Annotated in this window: 14 protein-coding genes and 1 other RNA gene; 8 read left to right on the top strand and 7 right to left on the bottom strand. The window is 44.8% G+C overall.

Going from position 1 to position 18,189, the window contains the following annotated elements:
- Nucleotides 1-102: 102 nt before the first annotated feature.
- The gene (fur, locus tag ACRAD_RS11045; protein ID WP_005018930.1) at nt 103-540 is read left to right on the top strand and encodes a ferric iron uptake transcriptional regulator; all 438 of its coding nucleotides are present in this window, start codon (nt 103-105) and stop codon (nt 538-540) included.
- A 64-nt stretch (nt 541-604) separates the two neighbouring features.
- Here fur and ACRAD_RS11040 read toward each other — a convergent pair whose 3' ends face one another.
- Both ACRAD_RS11040 and ACRAD_RS11035 read right to left on the bottom strand, forming a co-directional pair.
- Nucleotides 605-1,723 carry a PilT/PilU family type 4a pilus ATPase gene (locus tag ACRAD_RS11040; RefSeq protein WP_005018931.1) on the bottom strand — a complete coding sequence of 373 codons (1,119 nt, stop codon included), beginning with the start codon at nt 1,721-1,723 and terminating at the stop codon, nt 605-607.
- Between the two features lie 28 nt (nt 1,724-1,751).
- On the bottom strand, nt 1,752-2,789 hold the full coding sequence (locus tag ACRAD_RS11035; RefSeq protein WP_005018932.1) for a type IV pilus twitching motility protein PilT: 1,038 nt from the start codon (nt 2,787-2,789) through the stop codon (nt 1,752-1,754).
- Nucleotides 2,790-2,912: 123 nt separating this feature from the next.
- Between ACRAD_RS11035 and ACRAD_RS11030 the strand changes: the two genes are divergently transcribed.
- Complete coding sequence (locus ACRAD_RS11030) at nt 2,913-3,608, top strand: YggS family pyridoxal phosphate-dependent enzyme (protein ID WP_005027477.1); 696 nt, start codon at nt 2,913-2,915, stop codon at nt 3,606-3,608.
- A 59-nt stretch (nt 3,609-3,667) separates the two neighbouring features.
- Here ACRAD_RS11030 and ACRAD_RS11025 read toward each other — a convergent pair whose 3' ends face one another.
- Nucleotides 3,668-7,270, bottom strand: coding sequence for an AAA family ATPase (locus ACRAD_RS11025; protein ID WP_005027475.1), 3,603 nt, complete (start codon nt 7,268-7,270; stop codon nt 3,668-3,670).
- Nucleotides 7,267-8,529 (bottom strand): exonuclease SbcCD subunit D C-terminal domain-containing protein, encoded by a 1,263-nt coding sequence (locus ACRAD_RS11020; protein ID WP_005027472.1) that lies wholly within the window; start codon nt 8,527-8,529, stop codon nt 7,267-7,269. Before ACRAD_RS11020 ends, ACRAD_RS11025 begins: the two co-directional genes overlap by 4 nt.
- A gap of 455 nt (nt 8,530-8,984) precedes the next feature.
- Here ACRAD_RS11020 and ACRAD_RS11015 point away from each other — a divergent pair, with 455 nt between their 5' ends.
- Nucleotides 8,985-9,440 carry an ABZJ_00895 family protein gene (locus ACRAD_RS11015; protein ID WP_005027469.1) on the top strand — a complete coding sequence of 152 codons (456 nt, stop codon included), beginning with the start codon at nt 8,985-8,987 and terminating at the stop codon, nt 9,438-9,440.
- An 18-nt stretch (nt 9,441-9,458) separates the two neighbouring features.
- A complete protein-coding gene (locus tag ACRAD_RS11010; protein WP_005027467.1) occupies nt 9,459-10,373 on the top strand; it encodes a TIGR01777 family oxidoreductase in 915 nt (304 codons plus the stop codon).
- 10 nt (nt 10,374-10,383) lie between these two features.
- Here the strand turns inward: ACRAD_RS11010 and ACRAD_RS11005 are convergent, their stop codons facing one another.
- On the bottom strand, nt 10,384-11,517 hold the full coding sequence (locus ACRAD_RS11005) for an NAD(P)/FAD-dependent oxidoreductase (protein ID WP_005027466.1): 1,134 nt from the start codon (nt 11,515-11,517) through the stop codon (nt 10,384-10,386).
- A gap of 15 nt (nt 11,518-11,532) precedes the next feature.
- Nucleotides 11,533-12,546 (bottom strand): porphobilinogen synthase, encoded by a 1,014-nt coding sequence (gene hemB, locus ACRAD_RS11000; RefSeq protein WP_005027463.1) that lies wholly within the window; start codon nt 12,544-12,546, stop codon nt 11,533-11,535.
- Between the two features lie 105 nt (nt 12,547-12,651).
- On the opposite strand from hemB, the gene ACRAD_RS10995 reads away from it, so the two are divergent.
- From ACRAD_RS10995 to ACRAD_RS10985, 3 genes are all read left to right on the top strand, one after another.
- Nucleotides 12,652-13,152 carry a thioesterase family protein gene (locus ACRAD_RS10995; RefSeq protein WP_005027462.1) on the top strand — a complete coding sequence of 167 codons (501 nt, stop codon included), beginning with the start codon at nt 12,652-12,654 and terminating at the stop codon, nt 13,150-13,152.
- A gap of 297 nt (nt 13,153-13,449) precedes the next feature.
- Nucleotides 13,450-14,598 (top strand): HlyD family secretion protein, encoded by a 1,149-nt coding sequence (locus tag ACRAD_RS10990; RefSeq protein WP_005027458.1) that lies wholly within the window; start codon nt 13,450-13,452, stop codon nt 14,596-14,598.
- 6 nt (nt 14,599-14,604) lie between these two features.
- Nucleotides 14,605-16,134, top strand: coding sequence for a DHA2 family efflux MFS transporter permease subunit (locus tag ACRAD_RS10985; protein ID WP_005027456.1), 1,530 nt, complete (start codon nt 14,605-14,607; stop codon nt 16,132-16,134).
- 48 nt (nt 16,135-16,182) lie between these two features.
- On the opposite strand, the gene glpK is transcribed toward ACRAD_RS10985, so the two are convergent.
- Nucleotides 16,183-17,670 (bottom strand): glycerol kinase GlpK, encoded by a 1,488-nt coding sequence (gene glpK, locus ACRAD_RS10980; protein ID WP_005027454.1) that lies wholly within the window; start codon nt 17,668-17,670, stop codon nt 16,183-16,185.
- A gap of 129 nt (nt 17,671-17,799) precedes the next feature.
- Here glpK and ssrA point away from each other — a divergent pair.
- Nucleotides 17,800-18,158: a transfer-messenger RNA gene (gene ssrA, locus ACRAD_RS10975) on the top strand.
- The last annotated feature ends 31 nt before the right edge of the window (nt 18,159-18,189 follow it).

Here is an 18,189-nt window from a genome sequence, read left to right as displayed (position 1 = left end):
CTATCCCAATTAATTATGATGCATTTGATCCAAGGATAAATCATACTGCATCTAAACTCTGTTGCATATTCCAACTTAAAATTTGTTGAGAGACCTTTTTTCATGGCTATTTCAAATCAAGATTTACGCAAAGCTGGACTTAAAGTTACCCTTCCACGAATCAAAATATTGGAATTATTAGAAAATTCAAAACAACATCATTTGAGTGCGGAAGATATTTATAAAACTTTACTCGAACAGGGTGAAGATGTAGGTTTAGCAACCGTTTATCGTGTGTTAACCCAGTTTGAAACAGCCGGTATTATCCAGCGTCACAATTTTGAAAATAGCCATTCAGTTTTTGAAATTATGCAGGAAGATCATCATGACCATCTGGTCTGCCTAAACTGTAATAAAGTGGTTGAATTTACAAATGATATTATTGAACAGGAGCAGCATAAGGTTGCTGAGCAATATAATTTTCATTTGACAGGTCACTCGCTCAATTTATATGGTTACTGTGGCGATACTGAATGCCAAGATGCTTTTCGCAAGAAATAAAATCTACATAAATACAACATATTAAAAGGGCCATGGAATGGCCCTTTTTTATTGTCGTTATCGTTTATTGACCATCAAAAGTAATATTACGTCCTGCAGCCATTAACTGACTGGCCCCTTCTTCGGACAGTTTGATTTGCAGACGTAAATCATTTGGAGCATCGGCATGTTTAAGGGCATCTTTGTAACTAATCTGACCGGCCTTATACAAATCATATAGTGCCTGGTCAAACGTCTGCATACCCAATTCACGTGAACGCTTCATCAGGTCCTTGATTTCATGTACTTCGCCTTTACGGATGTAATCTGCAAGCAGAGGGGTATTGATCAGGACTTCAATTGCAGCACGCCGGCCATTACCATCTAGAGTAGGAATCAACTGCTGGGCAATTACCGCTTTTAAGTTCAGTGATAAATCCATATACAGCTGGCTATGCCGGTCTGCCTCAAAGAAATGGACAATACGATCTAGTGCCTGATTGGCATTATTGGCATGTAAAGTTGCCAGGACCAGGTGACCAGTCTCTGCAAATGCAATCGCATAATCCATTGTTTCCCGTGAACGAATTTCCCCGATTAAAATAACATCAGGTGCTTGTCGCAGCGTATTTTTTAGCGCAATTTCAAAGGATGCTGTATCAATACCTACTTCACGCTGAGTAATAATACAGCCGGCATGTTCATGAACAAATTCAATCGGATCTTCAATGGTAATAATGTGACCTTTGGAATTATGGTTCCGATAACCAATCATTGAAGCAAGCGAGGTTGACTTACCTGTACCGGTGGCACCCACGAAAATAATAATGCCGCGCTTGGTCATAGCCAGTTCTTTTAACACCTGTGGCAGTTTCAGGTCATCCATTGTTGGAATCTGTGTTTCAATCCGGCGTAAAATCATGCCGGGTAAATCACGCTGCTGAAAGGCGCTGACCCGAAAACGGGCTGTTTTTTCCCGGTTAGTGATAGCAAAGTTGCATTCACGTGTATCTGCAAATTCCTGCCGCTGTTTATCGGTCATAATTGCATGAATTAGCTGTCCGACAATCTCACCAGTCAGTTTGTTTTTTGAAACCGGAACAATCTGGCCATTAATCTTCATTGACGGTTCAACATCGGCAGTAATAAACAGATCCGATGCTTTTTGTTCCATCATCAGGTTAAGCAAGTCATTAAAGTCCATGTGCTATCTCACTTAATTACATTGCAAATTACATAAAAGCTTCGGGCTGTTTTGCTGCCATACGGGCAGTTTGCGGGCTGATGACGCCTTTAGAGACTAAAGTTTTCAGGCTTTGGTCAAGGGTAGTCATACCATGGTTGGCGCCGGTCTGAATAGCAGAATACATTTGAGCAACTTTATTCTCACGTATCAGGTTACGGATGGCCGGTATTCCGATCATGATTTCATGGGCGGCTACACGACCACCACCATTTTTCTTGAGGAGTGTTTGTGAAATCACAGCCTGAAGTGACTCAGATAGCATGGCACGAACCATATCTTTTTCTTCAGAAGGAAATACGTCAATTACACGGTCAATTGTTTTTGCAGCTGATGTGGTATGCAGGGTACCAAATACCAGGTGACCAGTTTCTGCCGCAGTCAGTGCCAGACGGATAGTTTCAAGATCACGCATCTCACCTACCAGGATAATATCCGGATCTTCACGTAAGGCTGAGCGCAGGGCTTCATTAAAGCCATGTGTGTCACGGTGGACTTCACGCTGGTTAATCAGGCATTTTTTAGACTGATGTACGAATTCAATCGGATCTTCTACTGTTAAAATATGGTCATAACGGTTTTCATTAATATAATCGAGCATTGCTGCCAGCGTGGTTGACTTACCCGAACCTGTCGGGCCAGTAACCAGAACAATACCACGTGGGTAGTCACAGATATCACGGAAGATTTGGCCCATGCCTAGATCTTCCATAGTCAGTACTTTCGATGGAATGGTCCGGAAGACTGCACCAGCTCCACGGTTCTGATTAAATGCATTCACACGGAAACGGGCGACACCGGGAACTTCAAAAGAAAAATCGGTTTCCAGCAGTTCTTCATAGTCACGGCGCTGCTTGTCATTCATAATGTCATAGACCAGACGGTGTACATCCTTATGCTCAAGTGCCGGCAGATTTATACGGCGGACTTCTCCATCGACCCGGATCATCGGCGGCATTCCTGCTGAAAGATGTAAGTCTGAGGCACCATTTTTAACCGAGAATGCCAAAAGTTCTGTAATATCCATAATGTCCCCGCCACCGTAAAAGAATTCTTGATTATTTTGTAGAATAATACGGCTTTCCCTCAGCTGAACCAACAGTTGAATACAGGGAATTTAAAAAAACTTGGCAAAATGAGAACTCAGTCAATGAATAAACTTCAAGATGCCCGTGATCAGGTTCTGGCACAGATTCAAGAAGCAAGCCACAAAGCAGGACGTGCAGATGACGCAGTACAATTACTGGCAGTTTCCAAAACACATTCTGCTGTCGTCTTACGTGAAATGTATCAGGCTGGGCAACGCAGTTTTGGTGAAAACTATCTGCAGGAAGCACTCGAAAAAATACACAGCCTGCAAGATTTAAATGATATTGAATGGCATTTTATCGGACACGTGCAGCGCAATAAAACCAAACTGCTGGCTGAAAATTTTGACTGGGTACATGGGGTAGACCGTCTTATTATTGCAGAGCGGCTGTCTGCTCAGCGACCTGAACAGCGAGCTGCTTTAAATATTTGCATTCAGGTTAATATTGATGGGCAAGAAAGCAAAGATGGGTGTTCACCTGAACAGGTTGCAGAGCTGGTCAAGATGATCAGTCAGCTTCCAAATTTATGCCTGCGTGGCCTAATGGTTATACCGGCACCAGGCCATACTGATGCATTTGAACATACCCGGCAACTATTTAACCAGGTGCGCACATTTCATGCCCATCCGCAAGTTTGGGATACCTTGAGTATGGGAATGTCAGCTGACCTTGAAGCTGCAGTGGTAGCCGGCTCTACCATGGTGCGGATTGGAACAGCGCTATTTGGCACCCGGGATTATTCAGATAAAGTATAATCAGCACCGAAGCAACTATTTTCAAATCTGCCGGCAGTTTAAAATGAAGCTGCCTTATATTAACCAACAATTTGAATCCGACTGGCACCAGAGCCAACCGCTTTCACCTGAATCTGGATAGGAATACGCTCATGCATTTCCTGTACGTGTGAAATTAAGGTTACTTTACGGCCTTGACCCTGTAAACGGTCCAGTGCATCCATGACTACATGTAGAGATGCCGGGTCTAGCGTACCGAAACCCTCATCAATAAATAAAGATTCGATTTTCATGGAACCTGAAGCCATGTTGGCAATTGCCAGCGCCAATGCGAGTGAAACCAAAAAGGTTTCTCCGCCAGAGAGTGACAGGACCGGCCGGACTTCGCCGTTCATGTGGTGATCAATAATAGCCAGTCCCAGACTGTCTTCAATTCGTTGCAACTGGTAGCGTGGTGCTAATGGTTGAAGCTGCTGGTTGGCATATTCGACCAGAATATCCAAGTGATGTTCCTGAGCAAGTTTTTTAAAGCGTGCACCGTCTGCACTGCCAATCAGCTCCGAAATACGGCTCCAACGGTATTCTTCCTGCTGTACCTGCACAATCTGTTTTTGAAACTGTTGCTGCTTATGCAAATTATGCTGCTGGATTTCCAGTTTTGTTCTTAGCTGATCACGTTCCTGATAAGTATGTTCTAGCTGTATTTCCAGATTTTCAAGCAAACTCTGTAACTGTTCAAACTCATGAGCCGGTTTGGTAGCAAGATGCTGTTCAAACTGTTCCTGTAGGGTATTTAAGGCAGTTTTTGCCTCAGATAGACCCCGATCGTTCGCCTGAATCAGTTGACGTATTCGCTGTTCTTCTGTCACATCTTGTAATACTAAAAACTCAATCAGTTCAGAGGAATAGTCAGGATGATCATTGAGCCAGTGTTGAACTTGGGCATATATATTCGTATATTCCTGCTGAACATGCTGCCGGGTCGCCTGAAATTGAGAAATTTTGGATTGCTGCTGCTGATAGTTTTGCTGAAGTCCTTCAAAATATTGCTGTTTTTCCAAGTAGGATTGTTCCAGTATGGAAAGCTGTTGCGTAAGGTCATCCAGCCAATGTTGGGCCTGTTCATAAGTTTGTCCGGCAACTTTCAGCGTTAATTCTTTAACCTGTGCAACATTATCTAGACCTTGCTGCTTGAGCTGTTCCAGCTCTTGCTCTAATTGAACAATTTGCGTATTTAAATATTGATATTGAAGCTGTTGAGGCTGTAATTTTAGGTTTAGCTGCTCTACTGAGCCTTTATGAGTATTTAGCTGCTCAAGCTGTAACAAGCGATTCTGGAAGACCTGATAAATATGTTGTGCTTCTTGAAGGCTATTGTCATGCCAGTCTGAATGTTGACTTGAAGGCAGTTTCTTTAAAATTGGAGTAGCGAGCTGTTGTAATTGCTGTGCACGGATACATTGTGCTCGAAGCTTTTCGAGTTGCCGAACCAATTCATTATACTGCGACTGGGTCTTTTGAGTTTCTGTAATATTAAAATCAAGCTGTTCACGTACTTTAAGCTGAACCTGTTGTAGCTCTCCTAGTTTTAAAAGCAATTGTTCGGGGGGCTGTTCCCATAGAAGCTCTAGCCCGGAAAAACTGTATTTGTGCTGAAGCTGCTGTTGTAATTGCTGTATCTGTTCAAGAGAGTACTGCTGCTGTTGCTGCAAATGTGACAGGACGGTTTCCTGTTTTAGATACTGCTGCCGGGCAGCCAGCCACTGATTTTGAGCTTCCTGTTCTTTTTGCAGATAATTTTTTTCCTGCTGTTCCTGTATAGCCAGCAATGATTTCTCAAGTGAATGCTGCTGTTCACGATAAGGATGCTGCTGGCTGCCGCAGACCATACACGGTTCATCTGGCTGCAGAGCTGCACGTAACTGCTCAATATTTTCTGAAAAGAGTAGACGCTGTTGCTGTAATTGCTTCTGTAACAGTTCACGCTCTTTCTTGTCATGCTCATAAGCTGAGTGCTGTTCCAGCATTGCAGTGTGCAGCTCTTGAATCTCACTTTTTAATTGATGAATATTCTGGTCGAGGCTTTGATGTTCACTATAGTGTATCTGCCAACGTTCCAGCTGGTGTTGGAGCTGTTCAAACTGATAGGTGCGTTCCAGCTGTTGCTCACGCTGCTGATACAAATCACGCAGTTCTTTCTCAAGCTGGTTGGCATTACCTGCATGTTGAACCAGTTTATGAAGTTGCTGTTCAATTGAATCCTGCTGGATTTGAAGATGGACAATTTGATCTTGCGTGTACAGTTCCGATGCCTGTTGAGCCTGAGCTATATAGGCTTTCAGGTGCTGTAAACTAGCTTGCGGTTCACTATCAAAACCGCACAATTGCTGGCTTTGTGCAAGTTGCTGCTGTAGTTGCTGCTGTATATTTTCCAGCTGCTGATATTGTTGCTGTGCCTGCTGTAACTGTTCAAGTTGCTGCTGTTGTTCAGCAGTTTTTTCCTTAAGTTTATTGCGTATCTGCGTATACTGACTCTCAATTAGCTTCCGCTGGTCCAATAACTGCTTGGCCTGATTCAAATAGGGAGCTAGCTGGTTCTGACGCAGCTTTTCATCTTCTACTGCAGTTCTGGCTGCCTGACAGCTTTTTTGTGCTGTCTGATACTCTTCACAAACCTGCTGGAACAACTGCTGGTGTTGAGAAATTTGTTTTTCAAGATTCTGCAATTGCTGCTCACAGCGTTTTTGCTGAAGCAGGACTGGACGAATGGAGGCGAACTGCTCAAGCTGTTGTAAACGCTGGCGCTGTTCACCCAGCTTCTGGTTGGCATCCAGCTGGACCTGATAAAACTCCTGCTTGGCCTGTATCTGAGTGTAGAGCAGGTCGTGACTTTTATGCCATTGCAGCTCATTTCTTAAAATCTGGCGCTGTTGCTCAAGTTGCTGCACTTGCTGTTGTCGTGCTTTATATTGATCTTCGAGTTGCGCCATCTGTTCAGTACTGAGCAGCTCTACATGGCCAATCAGCTCATTTAATTTTTCTCGCTGTATCCGGACCATTTTGGTCCGTTCAAACGCAGCCTTACCCACCAGACTGAAAATATTGGAATTGGTCAGGTATTCCAGTAAGTCAGCCCGCTCATTGTCTTTGGCTTTTAAAAAAGCTCCAACTTCTGACTGCGCCAGAAGTACGGCCCGGGTAAACTGTTCAAAGCTCAGGCCAATCAGCTCCAATACCTGTTTATCACACTCTTTAGCCTTGTCTGTAAGCATGTTGCCATCAGTGACACAGACCAATGCACGCTGCACTGCCTGTAATTTACCTTCGGCATGTCCGCGTGCACGTTTTAATTCCCAGCGGGCAATATAGCGTTTCTGGTTCTGGGCGATGAACTCAAGCTCACTATAGGCATGGGCTGTTCCTCGCCGCAGGATATTGAGAGTTGAATCAATCTGTACGTCTTGGCCACTGACATCCTTGAGCTTACCTTCATGGGTTTTTAATCTGGGAATTTTATTAAATAATGCCAGACACATCGCATCCAGCAGGGTCGATTTTCCTGCACCTGTGGCGCCAGTAATAGCAATCAGACCAGCATGCTGTAGAGGGTCAGCCTCAAAATCGATTTCCTGTTCACCCGCCAAAGAAGCCAGATTCTGGAGTTTTAGGCGTACAATTTTCATGTATTATCCGCCGTTTTCACTTTATGTTCTGACTGCTGTGCATCTTGCAGTAGTGTCATAAAATCTTGCTTGACCTGTTCATCCTGACTATAGCCCATTTTTTGCCATAACTGTTCAAAGAGCTGTTCAGGGGTTGGCGGTGCCAGATCAATTTTAGATGCATGAACTTCAGATGAACTCTGCTGTAAATATTTTCGGCTAATCCGCACCAGCCGATAGCGCTCGGGTGGGAGCAGATCTTCAATTTTTTTGCGTAAGTCAGGTGGAGGCGGAGTCAGGCTATAATATTCAATATCAAGATAATCACGCTGGTCGATATCAGAAATTTCTCCTGCAGGTAGTAAGGTAAGCTGCGTTAATACCTCATCGAGTTCACCGCTCAAGCGGTGTAGCTGTACAGTACGCGGAATATAAAGCGGATTCATCTCGAGTCTATTCTCAGATAGATCCGGATCAATATTGACCTCAAGTACCTGATGTTTATAGTTGAGTTCGCTAAATGAAAGAGGAATCGGAGAGCCACTATAACGGACATGTGGAGACTGGACTTTCTGTGGTTTATGTAGATGACCCAAAGCCACATAATCAATTTCAGGGCTAAACAGTTCAGTCGAAAGTGCTTCATGGTTGCCAATAATGATGGGCCGTTCCGACTCTTTAGATTCATCAGCACCCTGCATATGTGCATGAGACATAAGAATTAATGCCTGATCTGCAGTTTTACGCTGCAAGGCCTCCTTAATAAGTGCCTGATGTATGTATTCGATTGCCTGCTGGCTGTCTTGGGTTGCTTCACCATGACCGGTAATTTCAGCCGGGCGTAAAAAGGGCAGTGCAATACACCAGGCAACTATTTCTTGATATTCATTATGAATAGGTAAAATCAGCCGGTCGAAATCAAGACGATGCTCGGTATTCCAGCGCACGATACCGACTGTTTTTGCATTGTATTTCTCAAGTAAAGGTTCAACCTGTTCAAGACGATAACCAGAGTCATGGTTGCCGGCAATCATCAGGGTTTGCATATGGGGAGCAGCAGAGTGCGCATCGGCCAGAAATTGATAGAGCTGCTTTTGAGCACTAGATGCCGGATTAATCACATCAAAAACATCACCAGCAATTAGTAGCGCATGTGGCTGTTTGTCTTTAATCTGTTCTATAAGCCAGGTCAGAAACTGTTGATGTTCATACTGCCGCGAATGGTTATAGAAAAACTGCCCCAAGTGCCAATCTGAAGTATGAAAAAAACGTACCGCCATGCCTGCCCCAAAACTCAATGCTACCACTGCAAGGCTATACTATAAGCATTTCCGCCTGTACTTGGCTAGTTGCCAGCAGATAATCTATTGTATGTCAGCTTAAAACTTATAAGGATAAATAAATAGAAATAAAGGGTTTTAAAGTAGCAAGCTAAAATATACAGGCAAAATAAAAGCCGACGATTCGAGTGATGAGTAAATCGTCGGCCAAGGAAGGAAACTTCGATGAGTGATACCAAGATATACACTCGCCATGAAGTTCAAGTTATTGCTTTGATAAGTAAAGGCCACCGTAAACAGATGCGGATGCCATGCATCGTTTGCGGTTGCTGCTGGCCTTGTACCCTATATAACGTAATGTCCTCGGATTTGGTTGACAAAGAAATGCAAAAAAATTAAAAAAACTTTTTATCCGGCTTATACTGAAAAAAATCTGTTGTTTTAGGACTGGTCAAATGCCCTCGCTTACAAGATATTATTTGCAGTTTTTCCTTTGGTGTTTGGGACTTACCTTAGTGGTAGGCGTGGTCGCTGCATTATTACCGGCGGGTCTGGGCGGTATCTTGACTATTATTCCTTATATGGCCGCGATGATCATTACCCTATACAAGTTTTTAAATCAACAGGGCCGTGCGCCAAGCCAGCGGGAAAGAAAAAGGCTGACTTTGGGATTTACCCTGATATTTTGGGGTTATAACCTGAGTTTTCTGGTTCTAGGTTTAGTGTGGTTTTCAAGAAAAGATCCGGAAATATGGCAGAATTTTATGCTGTATCTTCAGCACCCGCAATTTTTGAGTCTGGTTGTAATTATGTGTCTGCTCATGGCCATTCCTTTATATTTACTGACATACTGGTTCTATGGACCACAAGCCCAGCGTATGGCTCAGCATAAATTTGGCTCATCTGACTAAAAAATATAAGAGGACTACATGATGCAGCAGAAACCACAGGTATTAATCACCGGTGCCAGCGGTTTTATTGGCCAACATCTTGCTGCTTACCTGATTCAGCAGGGTTATCAGGTGATTGGTCTGACACGTAATCCAAATAGAAGCTCTTCTCAGGCCGGTTTGCGATATATTCACCGTTTGGAACAGATCAGTCAGGAACCGATTGATTATGTAATTAATCTGGCAGGTGAGAATATTGGCCAGTCACGCTGGACAGAAAAGCGCAAACTTGAACTGATCAATAGCCGGATTGAGACAACACGTCAAGTATTTGAATGGCTACAACAGAACAGGATACAGCCACATCGCATCATTTCAGGTTCTGCGATAGGGTACTATGGTATTGATCCACAAGAACAGTGGAGCGGATACTGTAATGAAAGCTCACCGCCGCAGGATATCTTTATGTCCGAGCTATGTCAGCGGTGGGAACATCAGGCAAAAAACAATCCCGGACAACAGGTTAGTATTATCAGGCTTGGAGTAGCCTTTGCCAGAAACGGCGGGATATTGCCACAGATGCTTATGCCAATCCGTTTTAATCTGGTCGGCAAGATCGGTCATGGCCTTCAGCCGATAACCTGGATTCATATTAATGATGTGGTGCGTGCCATTACATTTATTTTACAGCAGCGTGAGGCAAAGGCAGTCTATAACCTGGTAGCGCCAGAACAGGGCACTCAGAGAAAATTTGCTGAAATAGCTGCTGCTAAATTACATAAAAAACCATTGTTGAGTATGCCAGCCTGTGTATTGAAAACAATGCTGGGTGAACAGTCACAACTGGTATTAAATGGGCAGTTTGTAATGCCTCAAGCTTTATTGGAACAAGGCTTTGAGTTTCAATATCCAGATTTAAATAGTGCACTTACCGATCTTTTAGATGAGAAATGATCATCTGCTTTTAGCTGGCCGTTGAGTGAACCCTATCATAGCTTTGAGGAATTAAGCGTTCAGGTGAATAAACTTGAGGCTCAACCAGGGGCGGCTGCTTAAGAATGAGCTGACGCAGCAGGCGGGCAGATGCAGGTCCCATGCAGAGACCATTACGGAAGTGCCCAAAATTCGCCCATAAATTATTAATATCCGGTATTTTTCCGATGTAAGGGATACCTTCTGGAGAACCGGGACGCAGTCCAGCCCACTGTTTCACAATAGGAAATTGAGCCAGTTCAGGCACCATTTCCAGAGATGCAGTTAAAATACTTTCTGAAGTCTGAGAATTTATAGAAGTATTAAAACCCTGATGAGCCATGCTCGAACCACAGACAATATGGCCATCAGAACGTGGTATCAGATACATTACCCGGTTCATGCACATGGTCGGTAACCAGTTCTCCGGTGTCTTGAACAGAATCATCTGTCCATGTACCGGTTGTACCGGTAACTGGATATTTAACTGTCTAGACCACTGTTCAGACCAGGCACCTGTAGTCAGTACAAACTGATCGGCCTGGAAGCTACGAAGATTCTGGTCTCGTACAGCTACAATCTGTCCATGTTGAATATCAAGCTGTTGAATTGCTGTATTTTCGAAAAACTGCACGTTAGGATGCGTTTTTAAATAATTCTGAATGGATTGTAATAGCCGTGGATTACGAATATTAGCAAGCTGAGGGAAATAGAGGGCTTCTTTAAAACCAGATGCAATATGCGGATTAATCTGACGAAGCCGCTCATGCTGTACAAGCTCACAGATTTGCATTGGCTCCTGAAATTGCTGGCTATAACTCAGGCCCTGCCTAAAATCTTCCTGGTCAAAAATCAGCATACCGGTTTCATGAATCTGAAAATCTATTCCTGAAACCGGTTGCAACTTCTGGTTCCATTCCTGGTATAAAGCTTTGCCAAATTGAGCCAGCTGGTTTACGGCGGGTGCATAACGCCAGGGATACATTGGAGAGAGGATTCCACCGCCTGCCCAAGAGGCACTCCCGCTGTAGGGCTGATCAAAAATATCAACTGAACAGCCCTGTTCTATAAGCTCAAGTGCCGTAAGCAGTCCACTGATTCCGGCTCCAATAATGGCAATCTTCATTATCCTGTCCGAATTTTACTGCATGGCTTTAAGTTTAAGCGCTGCTTCTTCAGCAAAATAGGTCCAGATTCCATCCGCACCAGCCCGACGGCAGCAAAGTAATGATTCAAGGATGGCACTGTCGGACAGCCAGCCATTCTGGATCGCGCCTGCCAGCATCGCATATTCGCCACTTACCTGATAAATAAAAGTAGGTACACCGAAAGTATCTTTCACCTCTCGAACAATGTCGAGATATGGCATACCTGGCTTGACAATCACCATGTCTGCACCTTCCTGCAGGTCTAGGGCAATTTCATGCAGGGCTTCGGCACGGTTACCTACGTCCATCTGGTAATTATATTTATTCCCACCTTTCAGATTGCTGGCTGAGCCTACCGCATCGCGAAAAGGGCCATAGAAACTAGAAGCATATTTTGCTGAATAGGCCATGATACTGGTATAAATATGTCCATTGGCTTCAAGCGCCTGACGGATTGCACCAATGCGTCCATCCATCATGTCACTTGGTGCAATCACATCTGCACCTGCTTCAGCATGGCTTAATGCCTGCTTGATCAGGCATTCTACAGTCTCATCATTAAGTACATAGCCACTAGCATCAATAATACCGTCCTGGCCATGAGTCGTATACGGGTCAAGTGCACCATCCGTGATAAGTACCATATCAGGTAACTCTTTTTTCAGCAGGCGAACAGTAGTTTGTACCAGACCATCTTCATGCCATGCAGCCTCAGCTGTCAGGCTTTTATCTTCTTGAGGCGTCACCGGGAATAATGCCAGCTTGGAAACTCCGAGTTCCAGAAGACGTTCCGCTTTTTTTAGTAATAGGTCTGCAGAGAGGCGCTGTACATTCGGCATGCTTGGAATATCCTGGCTCTGATTTTGTCCAGGTAACACAAATACGGGATAAATCAAATGATCAGCTGTTAGTTGCGTTTCCCTGACCATTGATCTCATTTTTTCATTTTTTCGAATACGACGCATGCGGGTGGCAGGAAATGCAGGACGATTGAACGTATAAGTCATAACAATCTCGATCATCAGTATTAAACTACCCGCTATTGTAGACCCATAATCTGGGTTTAGGGCGAAGGTATTTATTTATTTATTCAATAAAGGTAATTCGGGTAAATGGTTAACGAGACAAATAAAAGCTGGACTGGCAATATTCATCTGGGCTCGAAAGTCGATATTGATGTGGTGCTCAAACAGTTATGCAAGGCCTTTAACAGTTCTCCCTATTTTCAGCATAATGGCATGACTATGCGGGTCGTTGAAGGGCAAATTGAGGGTTACATTGAAATGCAGCCTTATATGATCGGTAATGTGGCTTTCCAGATTCTGCATGGCGGTGTGGCTGCAACTTTGCTGGACAGTATCGGTGGTATTGTTGCCATGGGTGAGCTATATAAGCGCGCGCCTGCAGAGCAACTGGCAGATACCATTAAAAAAGTTTCCCGACTGGCGACTGTTGATATGCGGGTTGATTATCTGGCTCCGGGCCGTGGACAGCAGTTTATTGCACGTGCTGAAACGCTCAGATTAGGACGTAAAGGCTGTACCATGCGTATGACTATGGTCAATGACGAAAACAAGGCGATTGCCACAGCAATTGCGTCTTATGCCTATTAGAAAAATAGTTAAAGCAGGACCGCCTGATGCAGATGAGATAAAGTCGGCTTTGGAGTTAAATGCTAAAACTTCTATAAAATTGGAGTTTCTATTTGGAGAATCGGCAGAGCTTTCTCATATAAAGAGAACTTGCCAGTTACATTTTTTTTGCGACATTTATTTTAAAGCTGCATTAAAATCCATCTCCTTCTCCAAAGCCCTGCATGAAAAACAAGCCCCAAATAAAAGTTGGATAGGCTCCAGACAAGGTCTTTTCATCCATACAGTGCTTTGGTCCATATTCAAAAGGAATAGCCTATGACTGATGCTCAAGCTCATGATCTCGACCCGGCGCAAGTCACTTCTTCTGGCGATCTCCCTCCTCCCAATAAAAGAAAAAAACTTCTTAAAATTGTAGCGATTCTCTTTATTGTCGCGGTGCTGATCTATGCATTGTGGATGTACTTTGCCAGCCGTTCGGTTTCTACAGATAATGCCTACGTAGGGGCCGATACTGCCCAGATTACCTCTATGGTGAACGGACAGGTTACAGAAGTGCTGGTCAAGGATACCCAACAAGTCAAACAGGGAGATGTACTGGTACGTATTGATCCGCGTGATGCCAAAATTGCTCTGGTGCAGGCACAGGCAGAACTAGCCAAAGCCAAACGACAATATAACCAAACCTCGGCCAACAGCCAGTCCCTAAATTCACAGGTGTCGGTACGCGCTGATGAGATTGCCAGTGCTCAGGCACAGGTTAAGAAGGCAGAGGCTGATCTTGCTAAGGCTCAGGCTGATTATGAACGCCGTCGCAAGCTCTCAGAAACAGGCGCAATTTCCAAAGAAGAAATGAGCAGTGCGCAAACCGTGTTAGATACCGCACGAGCTAGCTTGACCTTGGCACAAGCGGGGCTGTCTCAAGCTGAGGCTAACCGTAAAGCAGCACAAAGCACACTGGCCGCCAACGAAGCACTGATTCGCGGTGCTACTGAACGCTCTACTCCTGATGTGCTGATTGCCCAGGCACGGGTAGAGCAGGCGATGCTCGATCTGGAACGGACAGAAGTACATGCGCCACTTGATGGTGTGGTTAGCCGCCGTAATGTGCAGGTCGGACAGCGTGTAGCGCCAGGAAACTCACTCATGGTGGTGGTTCCTGTGGCCCAGCTTTATGTCGATGCTAATTTTAAAGAAAGTCAGCTGGCAAAAGTCAGAACCGGTCAGGCTGTAGAGCTGATATCAGATTTCTATGGTGATGAGGTGGTTTATCATGGCAAGGTTTTAGGCTTCTCCGGGGGAACTGGAGCTGCTTTTGCTTTAATTCCAGCCCAGAATGCCACAGGAAACTGGATCAAGGTGGTTCAACGTCTACCAGTACGGATTGCACTTGACCCGAAAGAGCTGGCACAGCATCCGCTCAGGGTAGGGCTGTCCATGAACGCAACGGTTGACCTGACCAGGTAATTCAATATGAATAGCCAAAGCACACCTTTTGCCGACCTTAAAGGCGGACGGCTGCTGATTGCAGCGCTGGTGCTGGCACTGGCTAACTTTATGGTGGTCCTTGATACCACCATCGCCAATGTCTCATTACCACATATTACTGGAAGCCTTGCTGTTTCAAGTACACAAGGTACCTGGGTAATTACTTCCTATGCTGTTGCCGAAGCAATCTGCGTACCATTAACCGGCTGGCTGGCTGGCCGCTTTGGAGTGGTCCGTACCTTTGTTGCCTGCGTCATCGGGTTTACTGTCTTTTCAGTATTATGCGGCCTTTCAAACAGCCTGGCCTTGCTGGTCATTTGCCGTATCGGGCAGGGGCTTTTTGGCGGGCCGATCATGCCACTGAGCCAGACTCTGCTTATGCGGATTTTCCCGCAGGAAAAACATGCACAGGCGATGGGTCTCTGGGCGATGACTACCGTCATTGGACCAATTCTTGGACCAATTCTTGGCGGTACAATCAGTGATAATATTTCCTGGCACTGGATTTTCTTTATTAATATTCCAGTCGGTATTATTTGCGCTTTAGGAGCAGTGAGCCTACTCAAAAGTGCTGAAACTCCATTAAATAAGCTCAAGATTGATCATATCGGACTTATCCTGCTGGTAATCTGGATTGGTGCCCTGCAATTGATGTTGGATCTGGGTCATGAACATGACTGGTTTCACAGCAATATTATCAACAGTCTGGCTGCAGTTGCGATTGCCGGATTTATCGTATTTTTAATCTGGGAAATTACCGAACATAATCCGATCGTAAATGTACGGGTCTTCAGGCATCGGGGATTCACGATTTCAGTACTGGCCTTATCGTTTGGTTTTGGTGCATTTTTTGGCAGTATTGTGCTGATTCCACAGTGGCTACAGATCAATATTGGCTATACTGCGACTTGGGCCGGATATGTGACAGCAACAATGGGTTTTGGCAGCCTGACCATGTCTCCTGTGGTTGCCAAGCTTTCTACCCGTTATGATCAGCGTGCCTTGGCGTGTTTCGGTCTGTTAGTCTTGGGCGGAGTAACCTTTATGCGAGCACTCTGGACCTCGGAAGCAGACTTTATGGCATTGGCAATTCCACAGATTCTACAAGGTTTTGCAGTGCCATTTTTTTTCATTCCATTGTCGAATATTGCTCTGGCATCGGTATTGCCTCAGGAAATAGCCTCTGCTGCTGGTCTGATGAGTTTTATGCGAACGATGGCAGGTGCAATAGGTGCTTCTATGTCTGCCACGATGTGGGATGATCATGCCAAACTGGCACGCAGTGAAATTGTGTCGAGCTTGAACCCTGAACCGGCACAACATACATTAGTCCAAAGTGGTATGAGTCCGGAAGGTGCTTTAGCGATGATTTCCAACCTGGTAAACAAAGAGGCACTCACATTAGCGGCTGACCATGTGTTTTTACTATTTTCACTGGTATTTGTTGTATCTGGCCTGATTATCTGGTTGTGTCCAAAACCAAAAACAGGCGCTGCAGCGGGGCCAACACACTGATGAAAAAACCAGGCTTGGCCTGGTTTTTTATTATTTACTCTTGTTGAATTAGCTTAGGTCGGACCGTACCCGCTGTAGGGCATCTTTCCAGCGCGCTAAATGTTGCTGACGCTCATCTTCTGACATTTGCGGTATAAATTCTCGCTCCAGTTGCCAGGAAGCTGAAAGATCATCCAGACTATTAAATACTCCAGCTTTTAGCCCCGCCATGGCTGCGGCGCCCCATGCCGTCGATTCCTGTAGTTTAGGCCGTAACACTGGCACATTCAGCAAATCTGCCTGAAACTGCATCATCATATCATTGCAACTGGCTCCACCATCTACACGCAGTTCTTTTAAGGGCTGATCCAGATCAGCCTGCATTGCAGATAATACATCAGAAACTTGAAAGGCAATTGCTTCTAGCGAAGCACGTGCAATATGCGCTTTTGTAGTTCCGCGTGACATACCACAAATCATGGCCCGTGCTTCACTATCCCAATGCGGTGCGCCTAATCCGGTAAAAGCAGGCACTAAAACTACACCTTCACTGGATTTAACCTGTGCTGCCAGTTTTTCAGTATCACTGCTTTTTTGAATGATCCCTAAACCATCACGTAGCCACTGCATAATTGCACCCGCCATAAAGACACTCCCTTCGAGTGCATAATGGGCTTGATACTGGCATTGCCAGGCTAAGGTGGTCAGCAGCTTGTTCTGACTGAACTGGATGTCAGTGCCTGTATTAAATAACATGAAACAGCCTGTACCATAGGTATTCTTGGCTGTACCTGCCTCAAAGCAGGATTGGCCAAATAGTGCAGCCTGTTGATCACCTAAAACTCCCATAATTGGAATGGTTGAGCCCAAAAGTCCACTGGCGGTATCTGCAACATAGCAGTCAGACGAGATAATTTTAGGTAATACGGAACATGGAATATTAAACAGCTCTAAAAGCTCTTCATCCCAACTTTGGGTTTGCAGATTCATGAGCATGGTTCGTGAAGCATTACTCGCTTCGATGACATGTTCAGCACCTTGTGTCAGATTCCAGATTAACCAGCTGTCAATTGTTCCAAACGCTAAATGTCCCTGATCAGCCAGTGTACGCAGTCCCTCGACATGTTCGAGTAACCAGACCAATTTGCTTGCACTGAAATAAGGATCAATTCGCAGTCCGGTTTTTTCCTGGATTAACTGCATGTGGCCCTGTTCAATCATCTGATTACACCAGTCGGATGCACGACGGTCCTGCCATACAATGGCAGAAGTAAGTGCCTGACCAGTACGTTTATCCCATACGACCGTAGTTTCACGTTGGTTGGTTAAACCTAAGGCTTTAATATCCTTCGCCAGCAAATTTGCTGAGGCGAGTGCCTGCTGAACTACGGCAATTTGTGTAGTCCAGATTTCCTGTGCATCCTGTTCCACCCAACCGGAATGAGGAGTCTGTATATGAATTTCACGCTGTGCAGTGGCATGAATGCGGCCTGATTCATCAAAAACAATTGCCCGGCTGGAAGTTGTTCCCTGATCGAGTGCTAATAAATAACTCATGTTTTTATAAGAAGAACTTGAAAAATAAAATACTACCGCAATTATAGTATTAAACCTATCTCGCTCTTGATTTTAATGAATTACAGCATGGTAAATCAGTAAAAGTATGCTAAGATAGGAACGTAACTTGGGGGTGTCTCTGGCTTCGACGCTGGTGATGAAACTCATAGATGCATGCCGAGAGCGCATTTTCTCTCGTAAATCAAATTTGCATTTTTTAGTCGCAAACGACGAATCATACGCTCTAGCTGCCTAAGGGCAGCTTGTCCGCCTCTCTGAATACTTGTGGTTAGGGAGTCCGACTGAAGCGCACGCACACAAGTCCGTATAAAACCAAGCCTCGGGGTTTTGTACTAAATTAAGAGGATCGCGATTTGTACCCTGTTCGTCGGGTCACAAAGAGTTAAAAAAGTAGACGATATCTAAGCATGTAGTATTCTCGAGTGTAGTGCTGGCGGACGCGGGTTCGACTCCCGCCACCTCCACCAAAATTCTTTCCGAAGTAATCCATCGGAATCT

The sequence above is a fragment of the Acinetobacter radioresistens DSM 6976 = NBRC 102413 = CIP 103788 genome (genome assembly GCF_006757745.1).
GTDB classification, from domain to species: Bacteria; Pseudomonadota; Gammaproteobacteria; order Pseudomonadales; family Moraxellaceae; genus Acinetobacter; species Acinetobacter radioresistens.
The sequence above is the reverse complement of the archived record's forward strand: the minus strand, read 5'-3'. Positions and strand labels throughout refer to the sequence as shown.

Bases quoted from the DNA above. Each gene is read 5' to 3' on its own strand.
- fur (WP_005018930.1), top strand. From the start codon at position 103: ATGGCTATTTCAAATCAAGATTTACGCAAAGCTGGACTTAAAGTTACC.
- ACRAD_RS11040 (WP_005018931.1), bottom strand. From the start codon at position 1,723: ATGGACTTTAATGACTTGCTTAACCTGATGATGGAACAAAAAGCATCG.
- ACRAD_RS11035 (WP_005018932.1), bottom strand. From the start codon at position 2,789: ATGGATATTACAGAACTTTTGGCATTCTCGGTTAAAAATGGTGCCTCA.
- ACRAD_RS11030 (WP_005027477.1), top strand. From the start codon at position 2,913: ATGAATAAACTTCAAGATGCCCGTGATCAGGTTCTGGCACAGATTCAA.
- ACRAD_RS11025 (WP_005027475.1), bottom strand. From the start codon at position 7,270: ATGAAAATTGTACGCCTAAAACTCCAGAATCTGGCTTCTTTGGCGGGT.
- ACRAD_RS11020 (WP_005027472.1), bottom strand. From the start codon at position 8,529: ATGGCGGTACGTTTTTTTCATACTTCAGATTGGCACTTGGGGCAGTTT.
- ACRAD_RS11015 (WP_005027469.1), top strand. From the start codon at position 8,985: ATGCCCTCGCTTACAAGATATTATTTGCAGTTTTTCCTTTGGTGTTTG.
- ACRAD_RS11010 (WP_005027467.1), top strand. From the start codon at position 9,459: ATGATGCAGCAGAAACCACAGGTATTAATCACCGGTGCCAGCGGTTTT.
- ACRAD_RS11005 (WP_005027466.1), bottom strand. From the start codon at position 11,517: ATGAAGATTGCCATTATTGGAGCCGGAATCAGTGGACTGCTTACGGCA.
- hemB (WP_005027463.1), bottom strand. From the start codon at position 12,546: ATGACTTATACGTTCAATCGTCCTGCATTTCCTGCCACCCGCATGCGT.
- ACRAD_RS10995 (WP_005027462.1), top strand. From the start codon at position 12,652: ATGGTTAACGAGACAAATAAAAGCTGGACTGGCAATATTCATCTGGGC.
- ACRAD_RS10990 (WP_005027458.1), top strand. From the start codon at position 13,450: ATGACTGATGCTCAAGCTCATGATCTCGACCCGGCGCAAGTCACTTCT.
- ACRAD_RS10985 (WP_005027456.1), top strand. From the start codon at position 14,605: ATGAATAGCCAAAGCACACCTTTTGCCGACCTTAAAGGCGGACGGCTG.
- glpK (WP_005027454.1), bottom strand. From the start codon at position 17,670: ATGAGTTATTTATTAGCACTCGATCAGGGAACAACTTCCAGCCGGGCA.